The sequence below is a fragment of the Paenibacillus sp. FSL H3-0333 genome, assembly GCF_038002805.1.
GTDB lineage: Bacteria > Bacillota > Bacilli > Paenibacillales > Paenibacillaceae > Paenibacillus_AQ > Paenibacillus_AQ silagei.
The window spans coordinates 4,192,023-4,207,084 of record NZ_JBBODG010000001.1 but is presented as its reverse complement, the minus strand read 5'-3'; the positions used below and the strand labels follow the sequence as shown (position 1 = coordinate 4,207,084).

Sequence of the window (15,062 nt, the reverse complement as noted above, 5' to 3'; positions counted from 1 at the left end):
TAAGTCTAATGATAGAATAATAGAATCCTTTTAATAATGACGGAAAGAGTGGACATATGCGAATTGGATTTTTTGACTCCGGAATTGGCGGGTTAACCGTGCTTCATCAGGCGCTTAAGCTCTTGCCGCAAGAGGACTACCTCTTCTATGCAGATACAGACCATGTGCCCTATGGGGAGAAGACGAAAGACGAAGTCAGGGAGTACATCCTGCAAGCGGTGGAATTCATGGCCAAGCAGCATATCAAAGCGTTGGTTATCGCTTGTAACACAGCCACCAGCATCGTGATCGAAGAGCTGCGGCAACGGTATGACTTTCCGGTCCTCGGGATCGAGCCGGCAGTCAAGCCTGCGGTTGAACAATCGGAGGGCAAGCAGAAGAAGGTGCTGGTACTCGCCACCCGCTTAACGCTGCAGGAGAAGAAGTATCATGATTTGGTGCACCGCATTGATCACGGGGAGATTGTAGACAGTCTGCCGCTGCCCGGGCTGGTTCAGTTTGCGGAGCATTTTGATTTTGACGAAGAGAGAATTATTCCCTATCTGAAAAGAGCGCTGGCACACTTGGACCTTAAGCGGTACAGCACGGTGGTCCTTGGATGTACCCATTTCCCCTACTTCGAGGGAAGCCTGCGGAAGATATTCCCGGATACGGTTGACTTCATCTCGGGCAGTCTCGGAACCGCCAGACATTTGAAACAGCTCCTTGAAGCGGGGGGCCGGATCAATGAGGGGACGGGCGATATCCTTTTTTACAGGTCCAGTTTACAGGTAGACAATCCTGCATTGTTATCCAAGTATGAGCGCCTGTTCAAGCGTCTGGATGACATTGAACAATCTATTAATCTGAGCAAAAAGGAGTGATCCCGCATGAGTCACTATACAGCCATAATGGAGAAATTACGCCGGAATCCGCTGAAAAATGTTACGCTGCTCAAAATGATGACGGCTTATCACGCTCAGATCGACAGCGTGCTGATTGAACAACAGGATGAGTGGGGCGTGCTGCTGCTTATGCCTGCCACAACCTTCGGCTATGATCACCGGACCTACCCGGAGGCTGACACCGTTGTGCTGATGGACTATAGCAGTCCTGAGGTCTTCCCTGCCCTGCTGAAGCGGTTGCCGCGGGACGCCAACCTGGTCTTCAAGCTTCAGGAGGATGCGTACCGTCAGGCGCTGGAACCGTATTTCACGCTGCGGCGGGTCCGTAGTCTCTATTCTTATTCTTCGGCCGAAGGCCAGGGGTTCAGCGCAGATGAGGCCTGCACGGTCAGTGAAGCTATCGATGAACGGCTGCTGCCGCTGTGGATGGCGAATGATTATTCGCTAGAGGAGATCACGCAGTATTTTGCAGACGGGGCGTTCGCTGTGACGTTATTTGACGGGGATACGCCACTCAGTACATGTATGGTGTACCGCAATGAGGAACGAATCTGGGAGATTGGCGGTGTGCGTACCATAGAAGCTGCCAGACAGCGAGGCTTGGCACAGCGCGTAGTCCGCACAGCAGTCTTCCACACTCTGCAACGGGGCTACATTCCCAGGTACCAGGTGCTGGAGAACAACCTCGCCTCCATCCGCCTCGCCGAATCCATTGGCCTTACCCGCGCTGTTACGCTGGAGCACTGGCTTAATTATTGATGGATTGAATTAGTGTAATCAACCATATCTACAGGAGGCAGACTATGCAAGCAAGCGATAGATACGTTTACCACATTGTAACCCGGAAGAAGATGGCCCTGAATCAAATCATTCATTTTGACAACCAGCAAAAAAACACCTTGTATCGCTTCTTTTTTGAGCAAGAACAGTTGAATGCCAAAGGGGAAGACGTTATTCAAATCCTGCACGGCAATTATACTGAGGAGGGTTTGAAATTGGATAAAGAGGATGCAGATGTTACAGTTAAGTATGCGGAGCAGACCATCCGAGCGGTTCGAGAGGTGATCGTTGAAATGGTAAGGTTACAGGAACATCCTGAGTATCCTTCACGTTTGTCTTGCTTATACGCAGCAAAGAGCTATGAAGACGCCCTGATGTGGAAAAGCATATTCGATTCGTATCACCGGAAAGTGCTGCAGATCGTGAAACTTAAGGTCACTGGAGCTATTTTTGAAGGTGACGGCAGTCTATTGCCCAAGGAAGACGGGGCCCCATTCTCCCGTAAAATCGAACAAGCCAGAGAATACTGGAAAGGTAATTATAATAATACGCTCCCAGAGCTGTTGATTAACGGAAGAATCGAAGTCGTAGACATCCTCACAGAGTACCCTTGCTCCTAAGAATGCTGATGCTCTCCTGCTGGCGGTATTCTGTGGGGGTAAGGTTGTATTTCTTGCGGAACATTTGGGTGAAATGGCGCATGTCCTGGTAGCCTACCCGCTCTGCGATATCGGCCAGCTTCAGCCCCGGATTCAGTAGTAGCAGCTTCGCCTGCTCCAGCCGCAGCGAGGTGACATATTCCTTGTACCCCTGCCCCGTCTTCTGCTTGAACAGCTGGCTGAAATAAGCCGGATTCAGGAACACCACCGAAGCGATTCTCTCCAGTGACAGCTCCTCGTAGAAATGCTCCTTAATGTAGTGCAGCGCCACTTCAATCGCCTTCTCCCCACTCCCCTTGAGCGGCTCAAGCGGCGGCCCCTGGAAGGCCGAAGCCTCCCGCATCCGCTTCACGATCTGCGGCACCGTATGGAAGTCACAGCTCCGCCCGGAATAGATCATCTGAAAAGGGATTTTCAAATAATGCGTCAGATGCGTCTTCACCTCCTCCTGGAACTGCTCTACCCGGACGCTCTCGCCCGGTGAGATCAGGCCCAGCAGGTGCTGGCGGTCATAGCTGACCACGAAGCCCCGCCCATACCGCTCGATCAGCTCGGAGAGAACATTCTCAACAATGAAATGCTCCAGCCGGGCGCTCTGATCCCCCGCCTCCAGCTGAACCATCACCAGATAGAAGGAGTGATAATCTTCAATGAACGCGTCGATGTCCAGATTCCCGATATCCAGCCCGGAGGCCAGCCGCTGAAAAACCCCCTCGCGCAGGAACCGCAGACTGGCCTTCAGCCGCTCGCCTTGCCGCGAGATTTGGTTATCCTGCTGGATTTCGCTTGTCAGGCTGTCGATCAGCTCGGTCAGCTTATGCTTGCCGATCGGCTTGAGCAGATAGTCCCGTGCCCCCAGCCGGACCGCTTCCTGGGCATAGGAGAATTCGCTGTGGGCAGAGATGACAATCCATTTCACATACGGATACCGGCGTTTCGAGATTTTCATGAATTCCAGCCCGTTCATGCCCGGCATCAGAATATCGGTCAGCACGATATGGATGTGCTGCTCTTCCAGAATCTTCACCGCTTCCTCCGCCCGCTCAGCCACGAACACCTGATGCTCTGCACTAATCTGCTTAATCGTACGCTTGATGCCTTCACGGATGGCCCGTTCATCATCGGCTATAAGAATATTCATCCCGGCAGCTCTCCTTCCACTGGAATAGGCAGCACGATCGCCACCTGCGTCCCCTCACCGGGGAAGCTCTGAATTTGCAGACCATAGCCCTCCCCGAACATGAACCGCAGGCGGCGGTGCAGGTTCTGGAGTCCGATCCCGCTTTTGCCGCCTTCTCTGCCACTGGAGCCCGAACTATCAGGACCATCCACATTCAGCGACTCCTGTAGCCTTGCAAGCTGCTCCCCGTTCATTCCGTCCCCGTTATCCTCCACAATTAGCTCAAGGTGGTCGTCCTCTTGCCGGGTGTATACCTTAAGAATCCCCTGACGCGAGAGCGGCTCCAGTCCATGCTTGACCGCATTCTCAATGACCGGCTGCACCGTCATCTTCGGGACCCTTATGTTCAGCCAGCGTTCATCGATATCCGTCACGATTACGAGGCGGCCCTCCAGACGGATCGAGATAATCTTCAGGTAATGCCCGATCTGCTCCAGCTCCTCACTCAGGCTTACATCGGCCCCGTCCTCCCACTGGCTGCTGTAACGGAACATAGATGACAGAGAGAGCACCAGCTCGCCAAGCTGTTCATTGCCCTCCTCATCGAGCATCCAGTAGATCATATCCAGCGTATTGTATAGAAAATGCGGGTTCACCTGAGACTGCAGGGCATGCAGCTCCGCATTTTTTTCGCTGACCGAGGACAGCTTGACCCGTTCAATCAGCTCCTCGATCCGCCGGACCATCCGGTTGAAGGAAGCGACCAGAATATTAATCTCCTGATACGAAGAGACCTTGACCATGCCGCGGAAATTCCCCACCTCCACCTGCCGCATCTCGCGGATCAGCTTCTTCAGCGGCGAAGAGATGGTCTTCGATACAATGGAAGCAATTAATGTGGAGACCAGGATCAGCGCCGAAATCACGATCAAGAGATAACGCTTCATCTCCACCAGCTCCACATTCAGATCCTTGTCCGGCGTAATACTCATCACCCACCAGCCCGAGAAAGACAGCTTAGACGCCACAACCAGTTGGCCGCGCTCCTGCTGAACCATCACATGCTCCGAAGCGGGGAGCTTAGGCAGACGGGCAGCGTCCGGCTGGGGATCTGTGGCCGAGGTGACAAACCGTCCATCCGGGGACATCAGGTAGACCTGGCTGTGCGCGCCCAGCTTCAGATTCTCCAGCGCGTCCAGCACCGGCTGCGGGTCTGTCTCATACAGCACGATGCCTATCGGCTTATGCTCATTCAGGTCATAGAGCTGCCGCCCGAAGGCGAAGACCGGACTGTCCTCCACCTGGTCGATCAGGGAGTGCGGGTACACCCCGAGCCAGACCATTTTCCCTGAGGAAGCCTGCAATTGCCGGTACCAGTCCTCCTGCCTATAATTCGGATCGACCACATTCATATAGTTGCCATAGTTGTAGATCTTGCCGCGGTCCGTGATCACATGAATACCCACCAGATCGTCCCGCGAATAAAAGATCGAGCCGATGATATTCGTCACCGTCTGCTCATTGATATAAGCCACCGCCGGCCCGTCCGTCTTCTCATTAATCAAGCGGATCATCTCGAAGTTATTGCTGAGCGATTTGGACAAGGCGTCATACCCCTTATAGAGAAGCGTAAATAGGCCTGCGCTCTGGGCGACGTTTTTTTGCGACAAATCACCGATCTTCTCATGCAATTGGTCTGTAGTCCGGTTATAGTACAGCAGGCTGACAATAAGCAGAATACTGGACATGCAAAAAAGAAACAGCAAGAACAACCGATGATGAATGGAATGAAAGCCGAGCTTCATAAGACTCTCCCCTTTACGCACCTGTTCTGCCGTTTCCTATTATAAAACTTTTCCATTTTTATGCAATGAGGGAATTCAGCATGCCTTACCCTACCCCTTAACCGCTCCGGCCACCATCCCTTTGGTAATCTGATTCGACAGGAAGAAGTAGATCAGAATGACCGGCAGCGCGCCCATCACCAGGAAGGCCCCGATATTCCCGTAGTTGACCGAATACTGGCTCACGAAGGTATAGACCCCGAATGGAAGGGTTTTGAGCTTCTCTGACGAGATGAACGTAGCAGCCAGGATGTACTCGTTCCAGATATTGATGAAGGTTAAGATACATACGGTCATGACAGGCGGAATCGACACCGGCAGGATAATGCTGCGGAAGATCCGGTACACGCTCGCCCCGTCGATGAACGCCGATTCTTCGATCTCATGTGGAATAGCTCTCATGAAGCCGCTCAAGATGAACACGGCGATGGGAGTCGAGAACGCGATGTACGGCAGAATCAGCGACCAGTGGGTGTTGAGAATATGCATGTTTTTGAAAATAATCATCAGCGGCAGCAGCGTGGCCTGCATCGGGATCATCATCCCCATCAGGAAAATGGTCATCACGACATTGCCGTATTTCCACCGGAACCGGGAGATCGCATAGGCTGCCATAGAAGCCAGCAGAATGACACAAATCATCGTAAGGGCGGTAACGAACACGCTGTTCGACAGGTACTTCAGATAACTGCCCGAGGTGTAAGCCTCGTAGTAGTTATGCCATTGAAATTTTCGCGGTAAAGAAAAGAAGCTCCCGTCCTGAATCTCCTCATTCGTCTTCAGAGAGTATAGCAGGAGCCACAGTAGCGGGTAGAGCTGGGTAATGACAGGAATGGCAAAAAGAAGATACACGATTCCTTTTTTAAGCTTACGCATGGTCCGCGCACTCCTTTCCTATTCGAATTTTCGCTCAAGCCGGTTGAAGATCATGTTGATGATGCCGGTAAAAATGAGACAGACCACCACGAGGAACGTCGCAATCGCGCTGCCGTAGCCATACTTGAAGGACAAGAAGGAGCTGTTATACATATGGGTGGAGATGACATCGGTTGCATGCGCCGGACCGCCGCCAGTCATGACCATGACCAGGTCGAAGGCTTGCAGGGACCCGATGAACGCCAGGATGATCGAGATTTTGAAAATCGGAATGATTAGCGGAAGCGTAATGTAACGATCCGCCTTGAAGCCGTCAGCCCCGTCAATTCTGGCCGCTTCGTACAGCTCGTCGGGAATGTTCTGCACTCCGGTATACTGAATCAGCAGATGGTAGCCGAAATACTGCCACAGGGACACCAGATACAGAGAATACATGGCGATATTAGGCTCGGTCAGCCAGTTATGCGTCCAGCTCTCCAGCCCCAGGGACACCAGCACACCGTTCAGCATCCCCCCCATCGAAGTAGGGTTATAGATGGTCTTCCAGAGTTGTCCAATAATAACGACTGATAAGATGACCGGCGTGAAGTAGATCGACACCAGCGTGTTGGCTCTGCGCAGATAGCGGTTCAGCAGGATCGCCATCCCCAGACAGAGCGGGATTTCCAGCATGGAAGCCACGGCGTACAGCAGCGTTCTCCGAACAGAGGGCCAGAACACCGGGTCATTCCAGAACATATTCTTGAAGTTGCCGAAGCCGACGAACTGAGAGGTCGTTAGACCGTCCCACTTCAATAAGCCCGTGTATAATGAGACCAGTATGGGAACGAATACCAGGCACACATAGAGCAACAGACATGGCAGTATGAAGGCAGCGATTGTGTATGCCGGAACCTTAAGGACTTTCATCTTTCCCGCCTCCTAATCAAGCAGATTCTTCTTTATCTATTGATTCATATCATTAATGATTAATGCTATTAACTTTAAAAAGTGCATGATAAACCCGATACGAAGCAGCCTGAATCAGCTGGCTTCGCATCGAGCAGGACGGCTATACGATTGCAGGGAATGCGTTAGATGGCGTAAATTGAGTAAAGCTTAGATTATACGAAACGCTGAAGTCTTAGGCTTATTTATTGGCTTCAAATGCGGCCTGATGCTCTTTGGCTACCGCCTTGGAATCCATCTTTTGAACGAACAGGTTCTGAATGCTGCTGAGGTGGACTTGTGAAGTTGCTGGATTCATCGTGTTGTCGAAGGAAAGATCGCCGCCTTTTACTTGGTTGAACAGACCGGCCACAGTGATAGCCAGCTCGGAGTAACCGGCAGCTTTCAGGTCACCGTCTACCTTTTGCCCGATACCTACAGCATTCTTCAGTTCGAACTGTTTTTTAGGATATTCAGAAGCGAAGAAGTTCAGGAAATCCTTCGTTTCCTTCAGATGCTCGCTGTTTGCAGACACGGCAAATGCGCTGCCCGGTGCAAGCATGAATTCGTTCGGATCACCTTTACCGTTAACAGTAGGAAATTGGAAGGCTCCCACTTTACCGGCTACGGAAGAAGCATCATTCGCGCCCGTCTCCCAAGTACCGATAACCCACATTGCTGCCTTACCGGATCTGAAAATGTTCCCGCCGGCATTTGCATCGATGGAAGTTGCCCCGTCAGGGAATGCGCCTGCTGCTACCAGTTGCTGGAACGCGTCTACCGCTTCAACAAAGGCAGGATCTTCAAATGTTTTCTTGCCATCCACTACGTCTTTCAGGAAGCCAGGACCGCCGTTAGTACGAAGCAGGATGTTCATGAACAGGAACGAGCCGGTCCACGAATCCTTTTCACCGATAGCCAGTGGAGTAATCCCTTTGTCTTTTAAGAGCTTAACGTCCTTCAGTAATTCTTCAAACGTGGTTGGAGGTGCTGCAATTCCGGCTTGGGCGAACAAGTCTTTGTTGTAGTAGACCACTTCGATATTATTGCCGTCAGGAAGCGCATACACATTGTTATCGAAGCTGTAATAGTCGAGCAGACCCGCTTGGTACGTATCTTTCAGTCCATTCTGATCGAGCACATCATTCAGCGGGGCTAATAATCCTGCATCTACAAAGGGCTTCATTTGAGCGGCAGGGTTAACCATCGTAATATCAGGTATTTCTTTGGAGGCTGCTTGTGTTTTCAGCTTCACCTTCTGTTGATCCGTGTTCAGCGTATCCAGCTCAATCTTTACATTGGGATGCTCTTTCATGTACTGGTCAGTCAGCTCGTGGATCATTTTGTAAGACGGTGTTGCTGGGTCAGGGTAGATGTTCTGGAAGGTAATGGTTACCTTCTTGTCGCTCGGAGCGTCTGTAGCAGCGGCATTGCCGCTGCCTGTGGCGGCGTTCGGTGCGGCGGTGTCCTTAGCCTTGGAATTGGCGTTGTTGTTCGAGTTCCCGCATGCGGCAAGGCTTACTGCCATTAGCGCGGCGAACGCGACGGTGGCGGTTTGCTTCATTTTTCTGTTGACCATTCATTAAAGCCCCCTCTGTCGTGATAAGCTAATTATCATCGCGTAGAGCGCTTCCGGGCAAGGTGGGAACTGCAGAAATGAGGTTTGTTTTTTCTAGGGTATGCTTGGGCGGGCTTCATTCGTCAGCTCTTTATCTAACATCTGCTCATCGTCTTTCACATAGCCACAATCTTCGTAGGTCCGAATAGCCGCAGTGTTCCTTCTACCCGTCAATACCTTGACCCGTCTCACTCCGCGCAACCTAAGCTCGTCTTCCAGACAAGTAATGATAGCTCTGGCAGCTCCCTTTCTTCGGGCGGTATCTTGCACATAGAGTTCTGTAATTTCTCCATAGGGCTCCTCATAGCAAAAGGAATACAGGCTTTGAGCGCAGCCAAAACCCACGATGCTACCGTTCAACTCGGCTACGGCAATCAGTTCGTTACGGTTAGTATGTAGATGTTCAATAATTCGGGCCGGGGATCTGTGGACGCCGCCGTTGAACTCTTGATTGAGTCCCGACAGTGCCTCAGCATCTGCTATGGACGCTAGTCTTACAGTTATAAGTGAAATCACTTGGAGTCACCTCGTCTATTTATATTTTTATAAAAAGCACTAAAGAATTGAACTCTAAGCTTGGTCGTCACTGCGGTGAACATTTGGACTTCCGGCCGCTGTTGTCACCAGATTTCTTGATTTAAACCACTGTTCGTGGTAGAAATCCGGTGACTGCTGATGCTTCAGAAGGGAGCTTTCCTGCGGAAAGCTTTCAGGCGGTCGCTATCGCTCCTACAGTTCCAAATTTCCCCTCCGCTTCTTTTTGCTTTTTGCTAATTTCTGAAGTGCATCTTCAGTAAAAGCAGCCGATCACGTTAGATCGGCTGCTTCCAGATTCAACTACTTTGTAAGTCCGGCTTCGCGTACAGTATATTCAGAATGACCGTCTGCACGATAATGAATATCCCGCCAACCACCCAATATAACGGCAAGGCTGCGGGTACCTGAAACGAGAACAGTCCCATCATGACCGGTGACAGCCATCCCATCCAAGCCATTTGGTTACCCGGGCTTTGCTGATTCTGTACAGCTGCAGATTGCGATACGCGGAACTGCACGTAATAGACCGCAGCGGCAATAAGCGGCAGAATCATATCTGCGGTTCCCAGGTTGAACCACAGGAAATCGTGTGCGGCAATCTCTGGGGTACGGCGAATGGCGTAATAAAATGCGAGGGTGATCGGCCATTGGAGCAGCATCGGTAAACAGCCCATACTTAACGGATTAAACTGATGCTTCTGGTAGAGCAGCATCATCTCGGCCTGCTGCTGCTTAGCGGCATCCGCACTGGCATTGTTCTTATACCTCTCCTTCAGCTCCGTTAACTCCGGCTGGAGGACGGCCATCTTTGCTCTCATAGCCATTTGCTTCTTGGTCTGATTCATCATGAGCGGCAGGATTGCAAGCCTGATGATGAGCGTCATCAGCACAATCGATAAACCGTAATTTCCTTGAAAGGCATTTCCGAAGAATTGGATTAAGAACGAAAACGGATAAATAAAGAAGTGGTTGAATATCCCTGGGGAATCCGCACTAATCGGGCTGGTTTGGGATGCTGCTGAGCAGCCGCTAAGCACTATGGCCGTAATAAGTCCCATTGCTAGGACGAGAAGGGGCTTGGCCCATTTTGGATACAGGTTCATCTTGTTCATTGTTGCCCTCCCTAATTGAATGTATGGATCTCAATGTAGGAAAGGACTATTGTCATCCTCATCAGGTGCTTCTCTACGCCTGGCGGTTCGTGCGATCCACCGCTGAATACTGCTCGGCTCCGACAGCCGGACCGATACAGACCAGGTTAAACCGGGTGCAGCAAGTTCATGACCCCAGTGGATCTCCTGCAAAGAAAAGTAGGTAAGGGGTATCGACACTAACGAATAGATAAAAGCGATGGAGAATGCCAATTGAATCAAGTCGTATAAATACTCCAGTCCGGTTCACCTCCGCCTGTATGCGTCATAATGGAATAATTTGAATAATGGTTAAACGTCTATACGTTAGAGTAACGGTGTGGTTCCAGGATGCTGGCGAATCTCACTAACCTCTTAAGCGTAATAGCTCTAATTCTTGAAGAACTTCCTTTACGTCACAGCTGGAATTCAAGATATGGATCATCTCTTCCGTAATGAGGAGATCCTCGTAGATTTTTGCAACAACCTCTAAGGATAGGGATAATTCAAAGTAACCTGTTGCAAATTCCACAAAATCCTCTGGTGTATGGAATATACAGCCCAATAAAAAATCAGAACCATCACTTGTACCTTCTGGAATCTCAACGTTTCCTTTGTGCCAGCTAGTGTCACTGTTTTTACGCCAAATACAAAAAGTCACATCTTCTTTTTCAATTGCATCATCTTCAAGTAATGATAATAATTCCTTTGGGACGTCATCATAAATCCCTTGCCATACTTTATGTTCATCTTGTGCATATGGGCTTAATTCAGATTCGTGATCGAAGCCTTTTATGATGGAGCCTTCAGGAGAAAACAAAATAAACAGATGATCCCCTGATCCATTATCTATTTTCGCCATAGAAACACCCTCATTCCAATCTTGAACATAGCTATGGTAACGAAGCCATTCCTCCTGACAAAGAATAATATTCAGTGATGCTTTGATTTTCATTAGCTTTTGTAACATTGTTGGATCTGGTAAACGCTCTAACGCTTTTGCTTCCATAGAATCCTCACCCACCATATAATATTTTTCTAATTATACCGTAGTTCTTTGTATAATTTCCGTGGTTAAACAAGAAGCAGTTGATCACGATAGGATCAACTGCTTCTTGTTGTATAAGCGAGAGACATCTCCGCATATTGGCTATCACTATATCAATTATGCCGGAGGCTGCTTCCATTGTTTGACCACACCGACCAGACCCGGCACATCAAGGCCGTCGAGCGAAAAAGCTTTGCGCAGCAGGTCATGCGGGATGAACTCATCATATTTGCCGAGGTAAGGGGCTTCATCCGGCTTCAGGAGCGCGAGTGCATCCGTAGCGGCAGCGGTCTCAGCGATAATCTCATCCTCCAGCTTCTCTGCATCCACTTTACCGGCGACTACCATGTAATACGGTTCCATGGGCACGACCGAGCGCAAGCCAAGCGGCTCCTTCAGATTGTTCTTGAGAAGGCGCTCCAGCGTACGGAACTGGCGGCTGCCAGCCCACGGAAGGATGAACATGGAGTCTCCCCCGGCTGGCAGAACGGAACGCGTCAGCAGTCCGCTCTCCTTCGCGAGCCTGCGGGCCCGTTCCAGTCTGGCGGCCGCGCTTGGTGCAAGGTATGGGTACAGAGCCGTAGATCCTAATACTTCGCGGATCTTCGTCATAATCCGGGTATGGACATCTCCGCCTGCGCCGAGCCATAAGGTATCCACTTTACCGCGTGAGCCTTTGACATAAACGGCCTTATGGCGGTTGTCCACCTCCTCGACCTTCCATAGCTTGCCTGCCAGTGTGAAGCAGTAGCCCGGAGGCGGAACGGTGGTAATGGACCCGATCTCCTCGGTTCCGTTATAGACGACATGCTCTTCATCGTCCTTGAATACCGCATAGAAGCGGAAGTTGTTAACGATCTTCTCGCCAGCCATTCCAATTAGCAGGCTGCCTTCATCCATCTTCTCGATATGGCCCATGCCCAGCATGTACTCCATGAAGTCATCATAATCAGCGGGATCGATGCTGCGGAAGGACGGCAGGCTAAGCACAGCCTCTTTCAGCTCCTCCGGCTCTGCTTCGCCCATGCTCTTCAGAATGCTCATCGTCTGATGATACAGGAGACCGACCGGCAGCTGGCGCACGGCCAGCGGCTCTACCCACTTCTCGCGTACGTACAGCTCGATGACGGCAATGGCCCGCAGCAGCGTCCACGGCATGCGCGCCGGGAGCTGCGCCTCCTCGTCCTCCTCCTCTGGCGTGACGAAGATCATCTCGGAGGCGGCGTCCCCGCGCCTGCCCGAGCGGCCCAGCCGCTGCACGAAGCTCGCGCAGCTATAAGGCGCGCCGAGCTGGAGTACCCGCTCCAGCTCGCCCAGGTCAATCCCCAGCTCCAGCGTCAGCGTCGCTGCAGCCACAGCCGGCCCTGCGCCCTCACGGAGCGTGGCCTCGGTCTCCTCGCGCAGCATCGCGGAGATGCTTCCATGATGCACATGGAAGACATCCCGCTCGCCGCGCTTGGCGGCAATGCGCCGCATCTCCAGGATGGCCTCTTCGGCATCGGTGCGGCTGTTCGTGAAGATGAGCGCCTTCTTCACATGCGTGTGATCATAGATGAAGCCATAGTAAGCCTGGCGCGCCCGCTCCAGGTGTTCGGCCTCCTCTTCATTCCGCGCATCCGGGAACGAGAAATGCTCCACGCTCAGCCGCAGCTTGCGCCCGCCCTGCGGCGCGCTGACCTCCACGCTCTCGCGCGTGCCTGCCGCCAGCCACTCCGTGACGGAGGCGTAGTCGCTTAAGGTCGCAGACAGGCCGACCCGCCGCGGATGACAGCCCGCCATCCGCGAGATCCGCGCCAGCTGGCTCAGCACCTGAATGCCGCGGTCCGCGCCCATGAAGGCATGAACTTCATCGATAACGATGAAGCGCAGATCATGGAACAGGGCCGGGATCGCATTCGGGCGGTTCATCAGCAGGCCCTCCAGCGATTCAGGGGTGATCTGCAGCACCCCTGAAGGGTTCTGCATCAGCTTGGTCTTGTCCGCCTGCGGCACATCGCCATGCCAGTGCCAGACCGGAATGTTCCCTTCACGCAGCAGATCATTCAGCCGCGTGAACTGGTCGTTAATCAGCGCCTTCAGCGGCGCGATATATAGAATACCTACCGATGCAGACGGACGCTGGTGCAGCTCCGTAAGCGCCGGGAAGAAAGCTGCTTCGGTCTTGCCTGAAGCCGTCCCTGAAGCGATCAGCAGATGATGCGGCGTGTCAAACAGCACACGGCAGGCATCGACCTGCGCCTCGCGCAGCGTATCCCAGCGGTTCTTGTAGATGAATTCCTTGATGAACGGGGCCAGCCGGTAGAACGGATTATCACTCATAGGTCGAACTCCGCCAGGAAGCCGTCCAGCTCATTCTGTTCCGTCTCGGCAGGCCGCGAAGTCCGCTCCCCGACCAGCTTCTCGAATGAAAGCTCCGGATGCTGGTGCAGGGTATGCAGCAGATCCATGAAGTCCCGCACCACCTCTCGTGCGGTGAGCAGTTCATCAGCTCCCAGCCGGTTGACCGCCTCCTCCATGAAATGCACCAGCTGCTCCTGTGTCAGTCTTGCTTCATATCCGTAGTGCAGCGCGTGGATATCCCGCAGCTTCTGGAGCAGGATCAGAATCTCTTCATGGGACAGCATGTCCAGCGCGATAATCGGCCCTGTGTAATTGTTCAGCCCGCTGCCTGCATACCGTCCGGCCACCAGCCGGGAGCGCAGGGCCTCATAGCTGAACAGACCGCGCCGGTGGTCCTCCACGAACTGCGGCGTACCGCCAACGAAGATGCCCAGCCGCTCTGCTTTGCCCTGCATCGTATCATTGAACATAGTCAGCAGCTTCTCGTAATTGCTCTGCCGCGAGATGCTGTTGGTAATCTTGTAGAGGTTCACCCCTTCATCGATGAACAGCAGCAAGCCCTTATAACCGATGGCTCCGGTGAATTCCGCCCACAGCTTCATGTAGTCATACCAGTTGTCATCATCGATGATGACCCCAACACCGAGCGCCTTCCGCGCTTCCGTGCGGGTCGGGAACTCTCCCCGCAGCCAGCGCAGGGCATCCTGCTTCAGCCCGTCATCGGCCAGCTTGTGCCCGTTCCAGTAGGAGGCCAGCACCTTGGCGAAGTCGAAGCCATGCACCAGCCCGCGCATCTCGGAGGCCACCGAATAGATGCGCTGCCCGACCTCATCGCCAAGCTCCGGCGCATCAGGGCCATAGCCCTTATCCTGCATCACCGCCTGCTGCAGCGTCATGATCCACTTCTGCAGCATAATCTCCAGCGCCCCTCCATCCGGGCGGGTCCGGGTCGAGAGATGGCTCATCAGCTCGCGGTAGGTGGCGAGCCCCTGGCCCTTCGTGCCGACCAGCCGCCGCTCCGGCGACAGGTCAGCATCGGCAACCACGAAGTCACGGTCCATCGCATAGTTGCGGATGATCTGGAGCAGGAAGCTTTTACCGCTGCCGAACTTGCCTGTTATCAGCTTGAAGGCAGCTCCGCCATCGGCGATATTCTCCATATCGCGGAGAATCGCCTCCACCTCCGGCCGCCGGCCGACGGCGATATGTTCAAGACCGATACGCGGTACAACTCCCGCTGTCAGCGAATTGACGAGCGCGGTGGTCATCCGCTTCGGTATTTTGAGTGGGTTCATTTAC

13 protein-coding genes are annotated in these 15,062 nt (G+C 52.6%); 3 read left to right on the top strand and 10 right to left on the bottom strand.

Annotated features, from left to right (window positions below):
- The first annotated feature begins 56 nt into the window (after positions 1-56).
- From murI to MHH78_RS19075, 3 genes are read left to right on the top strand one after another with little or no spacing between them, the layout of a single operon-like run.
- On the top strand, positions 57-863 hold the full coding sequence (murI, locus tag MHH78_RS19085) for a glutamate racemase (protein ID WP_341168420.1): 807 nt from the start codon (positions 57-59) through the stop codon (positions 861-863).
- 6 nt (positions 864-869) lie between these two features.
- Entirely contained in the window at positions 870-1,643 is a 774-nt protein-coding gene (locus tag MHH78_RS19080) for a GNAT family N-acetyltransferase (RefSeq protein WP_341168419.1), read from the top strand.
- 44 nt (positions 1,644-1,687) lie between these two features.
- The gene (locus MHH78_RS19075; protein ID WP_341168418.1) at positions 1,688-2,284 is read left to right on the top strand and encodes a DUF2441 domain-containing protein; all 597 of its coding nucleotides are present in this window, start codon (positions 1,688-1,690) and stop codon (positions 2,282-2,284) included.
- On the opposite strand, the gene MHH78_RS19070 is transcribed toward MHH78_RS19075, so the two are convergent.
- The 10 genes from MHH78_RS19070 to MHH78_RS19025 form a co-directional block, all read right to left on the bottom strand.
- The gene (locus MHH78_RS19070; protein WP_076085754.1) at positions 2,262-3,464 is read right to left on the bottom strand and encodes a response regulator; all 1,203 of its coding nucleotides are present in this window, start codon (positions 3,462-3,464) and stop codon (positions 2,262-2,264) included. The genes MHH78_RS19075 and MHH78_RS19070 overlap by 23 nt on opposite strands.
- Positions 3,461-5,248, bottom strand: coding sequence for a cache domain-containing sensor histidine kinase (locus tag MHH78_RS19065; RefSeq protein ID WP_341168417.1), 1,788 nt, complete (start codon positions 5,246-5,248; stop codon positions 3,461-3,463). Before MHH78_RS19065 ends, MHH78_RS19070 begins: the two co-directional genes overlap by 4 nt.
- A gap of 90 nt (positions 5,249-5,338) precedes the next feature.
- Positions 5,339-6,163 (bottom strand): carbohydrate ABC transporter permease, encoded by an 825-nt coding sequence (locus MHH78_RS19060; RefSeq protein WP_076085749.1) that lies wholly within the window; start codon positions 6,161-6,163, stop codon positions 5,339-5,341.
- A gap of 18 nt (positions 6,164-6,181) precedes the next feature.
- Positions 6,182-7,072, bottom strand: a complete 891-nt coding sequence (locus MHH78_RS19055; RefSeq protein ID WP_036726672.1) for a carbohydrate ABC transporter permease — start codon at positions 7,070-7,072, stop codon at positions 6,182-6,184.
- Between the two features lie 220 nt (positions 7,073-7,292).
- On the bottom strand, positions 7,293-8,669 hold the full coding sequence (locus tag MHH78_RS19050; protein WP_209873932.1) for an extracellular solute-binding protein: 1,377 nt from the start codon (positions 8,667-8,669) through the stop codon (positions 7,293-7,295).
- Positions 8,670-8,762: 93 nt separating this feature from the next.
- Complete coding sequence (locus MHH78_RS19045; protein WP_341168416.1) at positions 8,763-9,224, bottom strand: GNAT family N-acetyltransferase; 462 nt, start codon at positions 9,222-9,224, stop codon at positions 8,763-8,765.
- Between the two features lie 317 nt (positions 9,225-9,541).
- Entirely contained in the window at positions 9,542-10,357 is an 816-nt protein-coding gene (yidC, locus tag MHH78_RS19040) for a membrane protein insertase YidC (protein ID WP_076085740.1), read from the bottom strand.
- A 385-nt stretch (positions 10,358-10,742) separates the two neighbouring features.
- Entirely contained in the window at positions 10,743-11,384 is a 642-nt protein-coding gene (locus MHH78_RS19035; protein WP_076085809.1) for a hypothetical protein, read from the bottom strand.
- A gap of 156 nt (positions 11,385-11,540) precedes the next feature.
- Positions 11,541-13,742, bottom strand: a complete 2,202-nt coding sequence (locus MHH78_RS19030; RefSeq protein WP_076085737.1) for a DEAD/DEAH box helicase — start codon at positions 13,740-13,742, stop codon at positions 11,541-11,543.
- Complete coding sequence (locus MHH78_RS19025; RefSeq protein WP_076085734.1) at positions 13,739-15,058, bottom strand: ATP-binding protein; 1,320 nt, start codon at positions 15,056-15,058, stop codon at positions 13,739-13,741. Before MHH78_RS19025 ends, MHH78_RS19030 begins: the two co-directional genes overlap by 4 nt.
- Between the last annotated feature and the right edge of the window lie 4 nt (positions 15,059-15,062).

Excerpts from the sequence above, each read along its gene's own strand:
- MHH78_RS19065 (WP_341168417.1), bottom strand. The coding sequence starts at position 5,248 with ATGAAGCTCGGCTTTCATTCCATTCATCATCGGTTGTTCTTGCTGTTT.
- MHH78_RS19075 (WP_341168418.1), top strand. The coding sequence starts at position 1,688 with ATGCAAGCAAGCGATAGATACGTTTACCACATTGTAACCCGGAAGAAG.
- murI (WP_341168420.1), top strand. The coding sequence starts at position 57 with ATGCGAATTGGATTTTTTGACTCCGGAATTGGCGGGTTAACCGTGCTT.
- yidC (WP_076085740.1), bottom strand. The coding sequence starts at position 10,357 with ATGAACAAGATGAACCTGTATCCAAAATGGGCCAAGCCCCTTCTCGTC.
- MHH78_RS19025 (WP_076085734.1), bottom strand. The coding sequence starts at position 15,058 with ATGAACCCACTCAAAATACCGAAGCGGATGACCACCGCGCTCGTCAAT.
- MHH78_RS19050 (WP_209873932.1), bottom strand. The coding sequence starts at position 8,669 with ATGGTCAACAGAAAAATGAAGCAAACCGCCACCGTCGCGTTCGCCGCG.
- MHH78_RS19055 (WP_036726672.1), bottom strand. The coding sequence starts at position 7,072 with ATGAAAGTCCTTAAGGTTCCGGCATACACAATCGCTGCCTTCATACTG.
- MHH78_RS19035 (WP_076085809.1), bottom strand. The coding sequence starts at position 11,384 with ATGGAAGCAAAAGCGTTAGAGCGTTTACCAGATCCAACAATGTTACAA.
- MHH78_RS19070 (WP_076085754.1), bottom strand. The coding sequence starts at position 3,464 with ATGAATATTCTTATAGCCGATGATGAACGGGCCATCCGTGAAGGCATC.
- MHH78_RS19060 (WP_076085749.1), bottom strand. The coding sequence starts at position 6,163 with ATGCGTAAGCTTAAAAAAGGAATCGTGTATCTTCTTTTTGCCATTCCT.
- MHH78_RS19080 (WP_341168419.1), top strand. The coding sequence starts at position 870 with ATGAGTCACTATACAGCCATAATGGAGAAATTACGCCGGAATCCGCTG.
- MHH78_RS19030 (WP_076085737.1), bottom strand. The coding sequence starts at position 13,742 with ATGAGTGATAATCCGTTCTACCGGCTGGCCCCGTTCATCAAGGAATTC.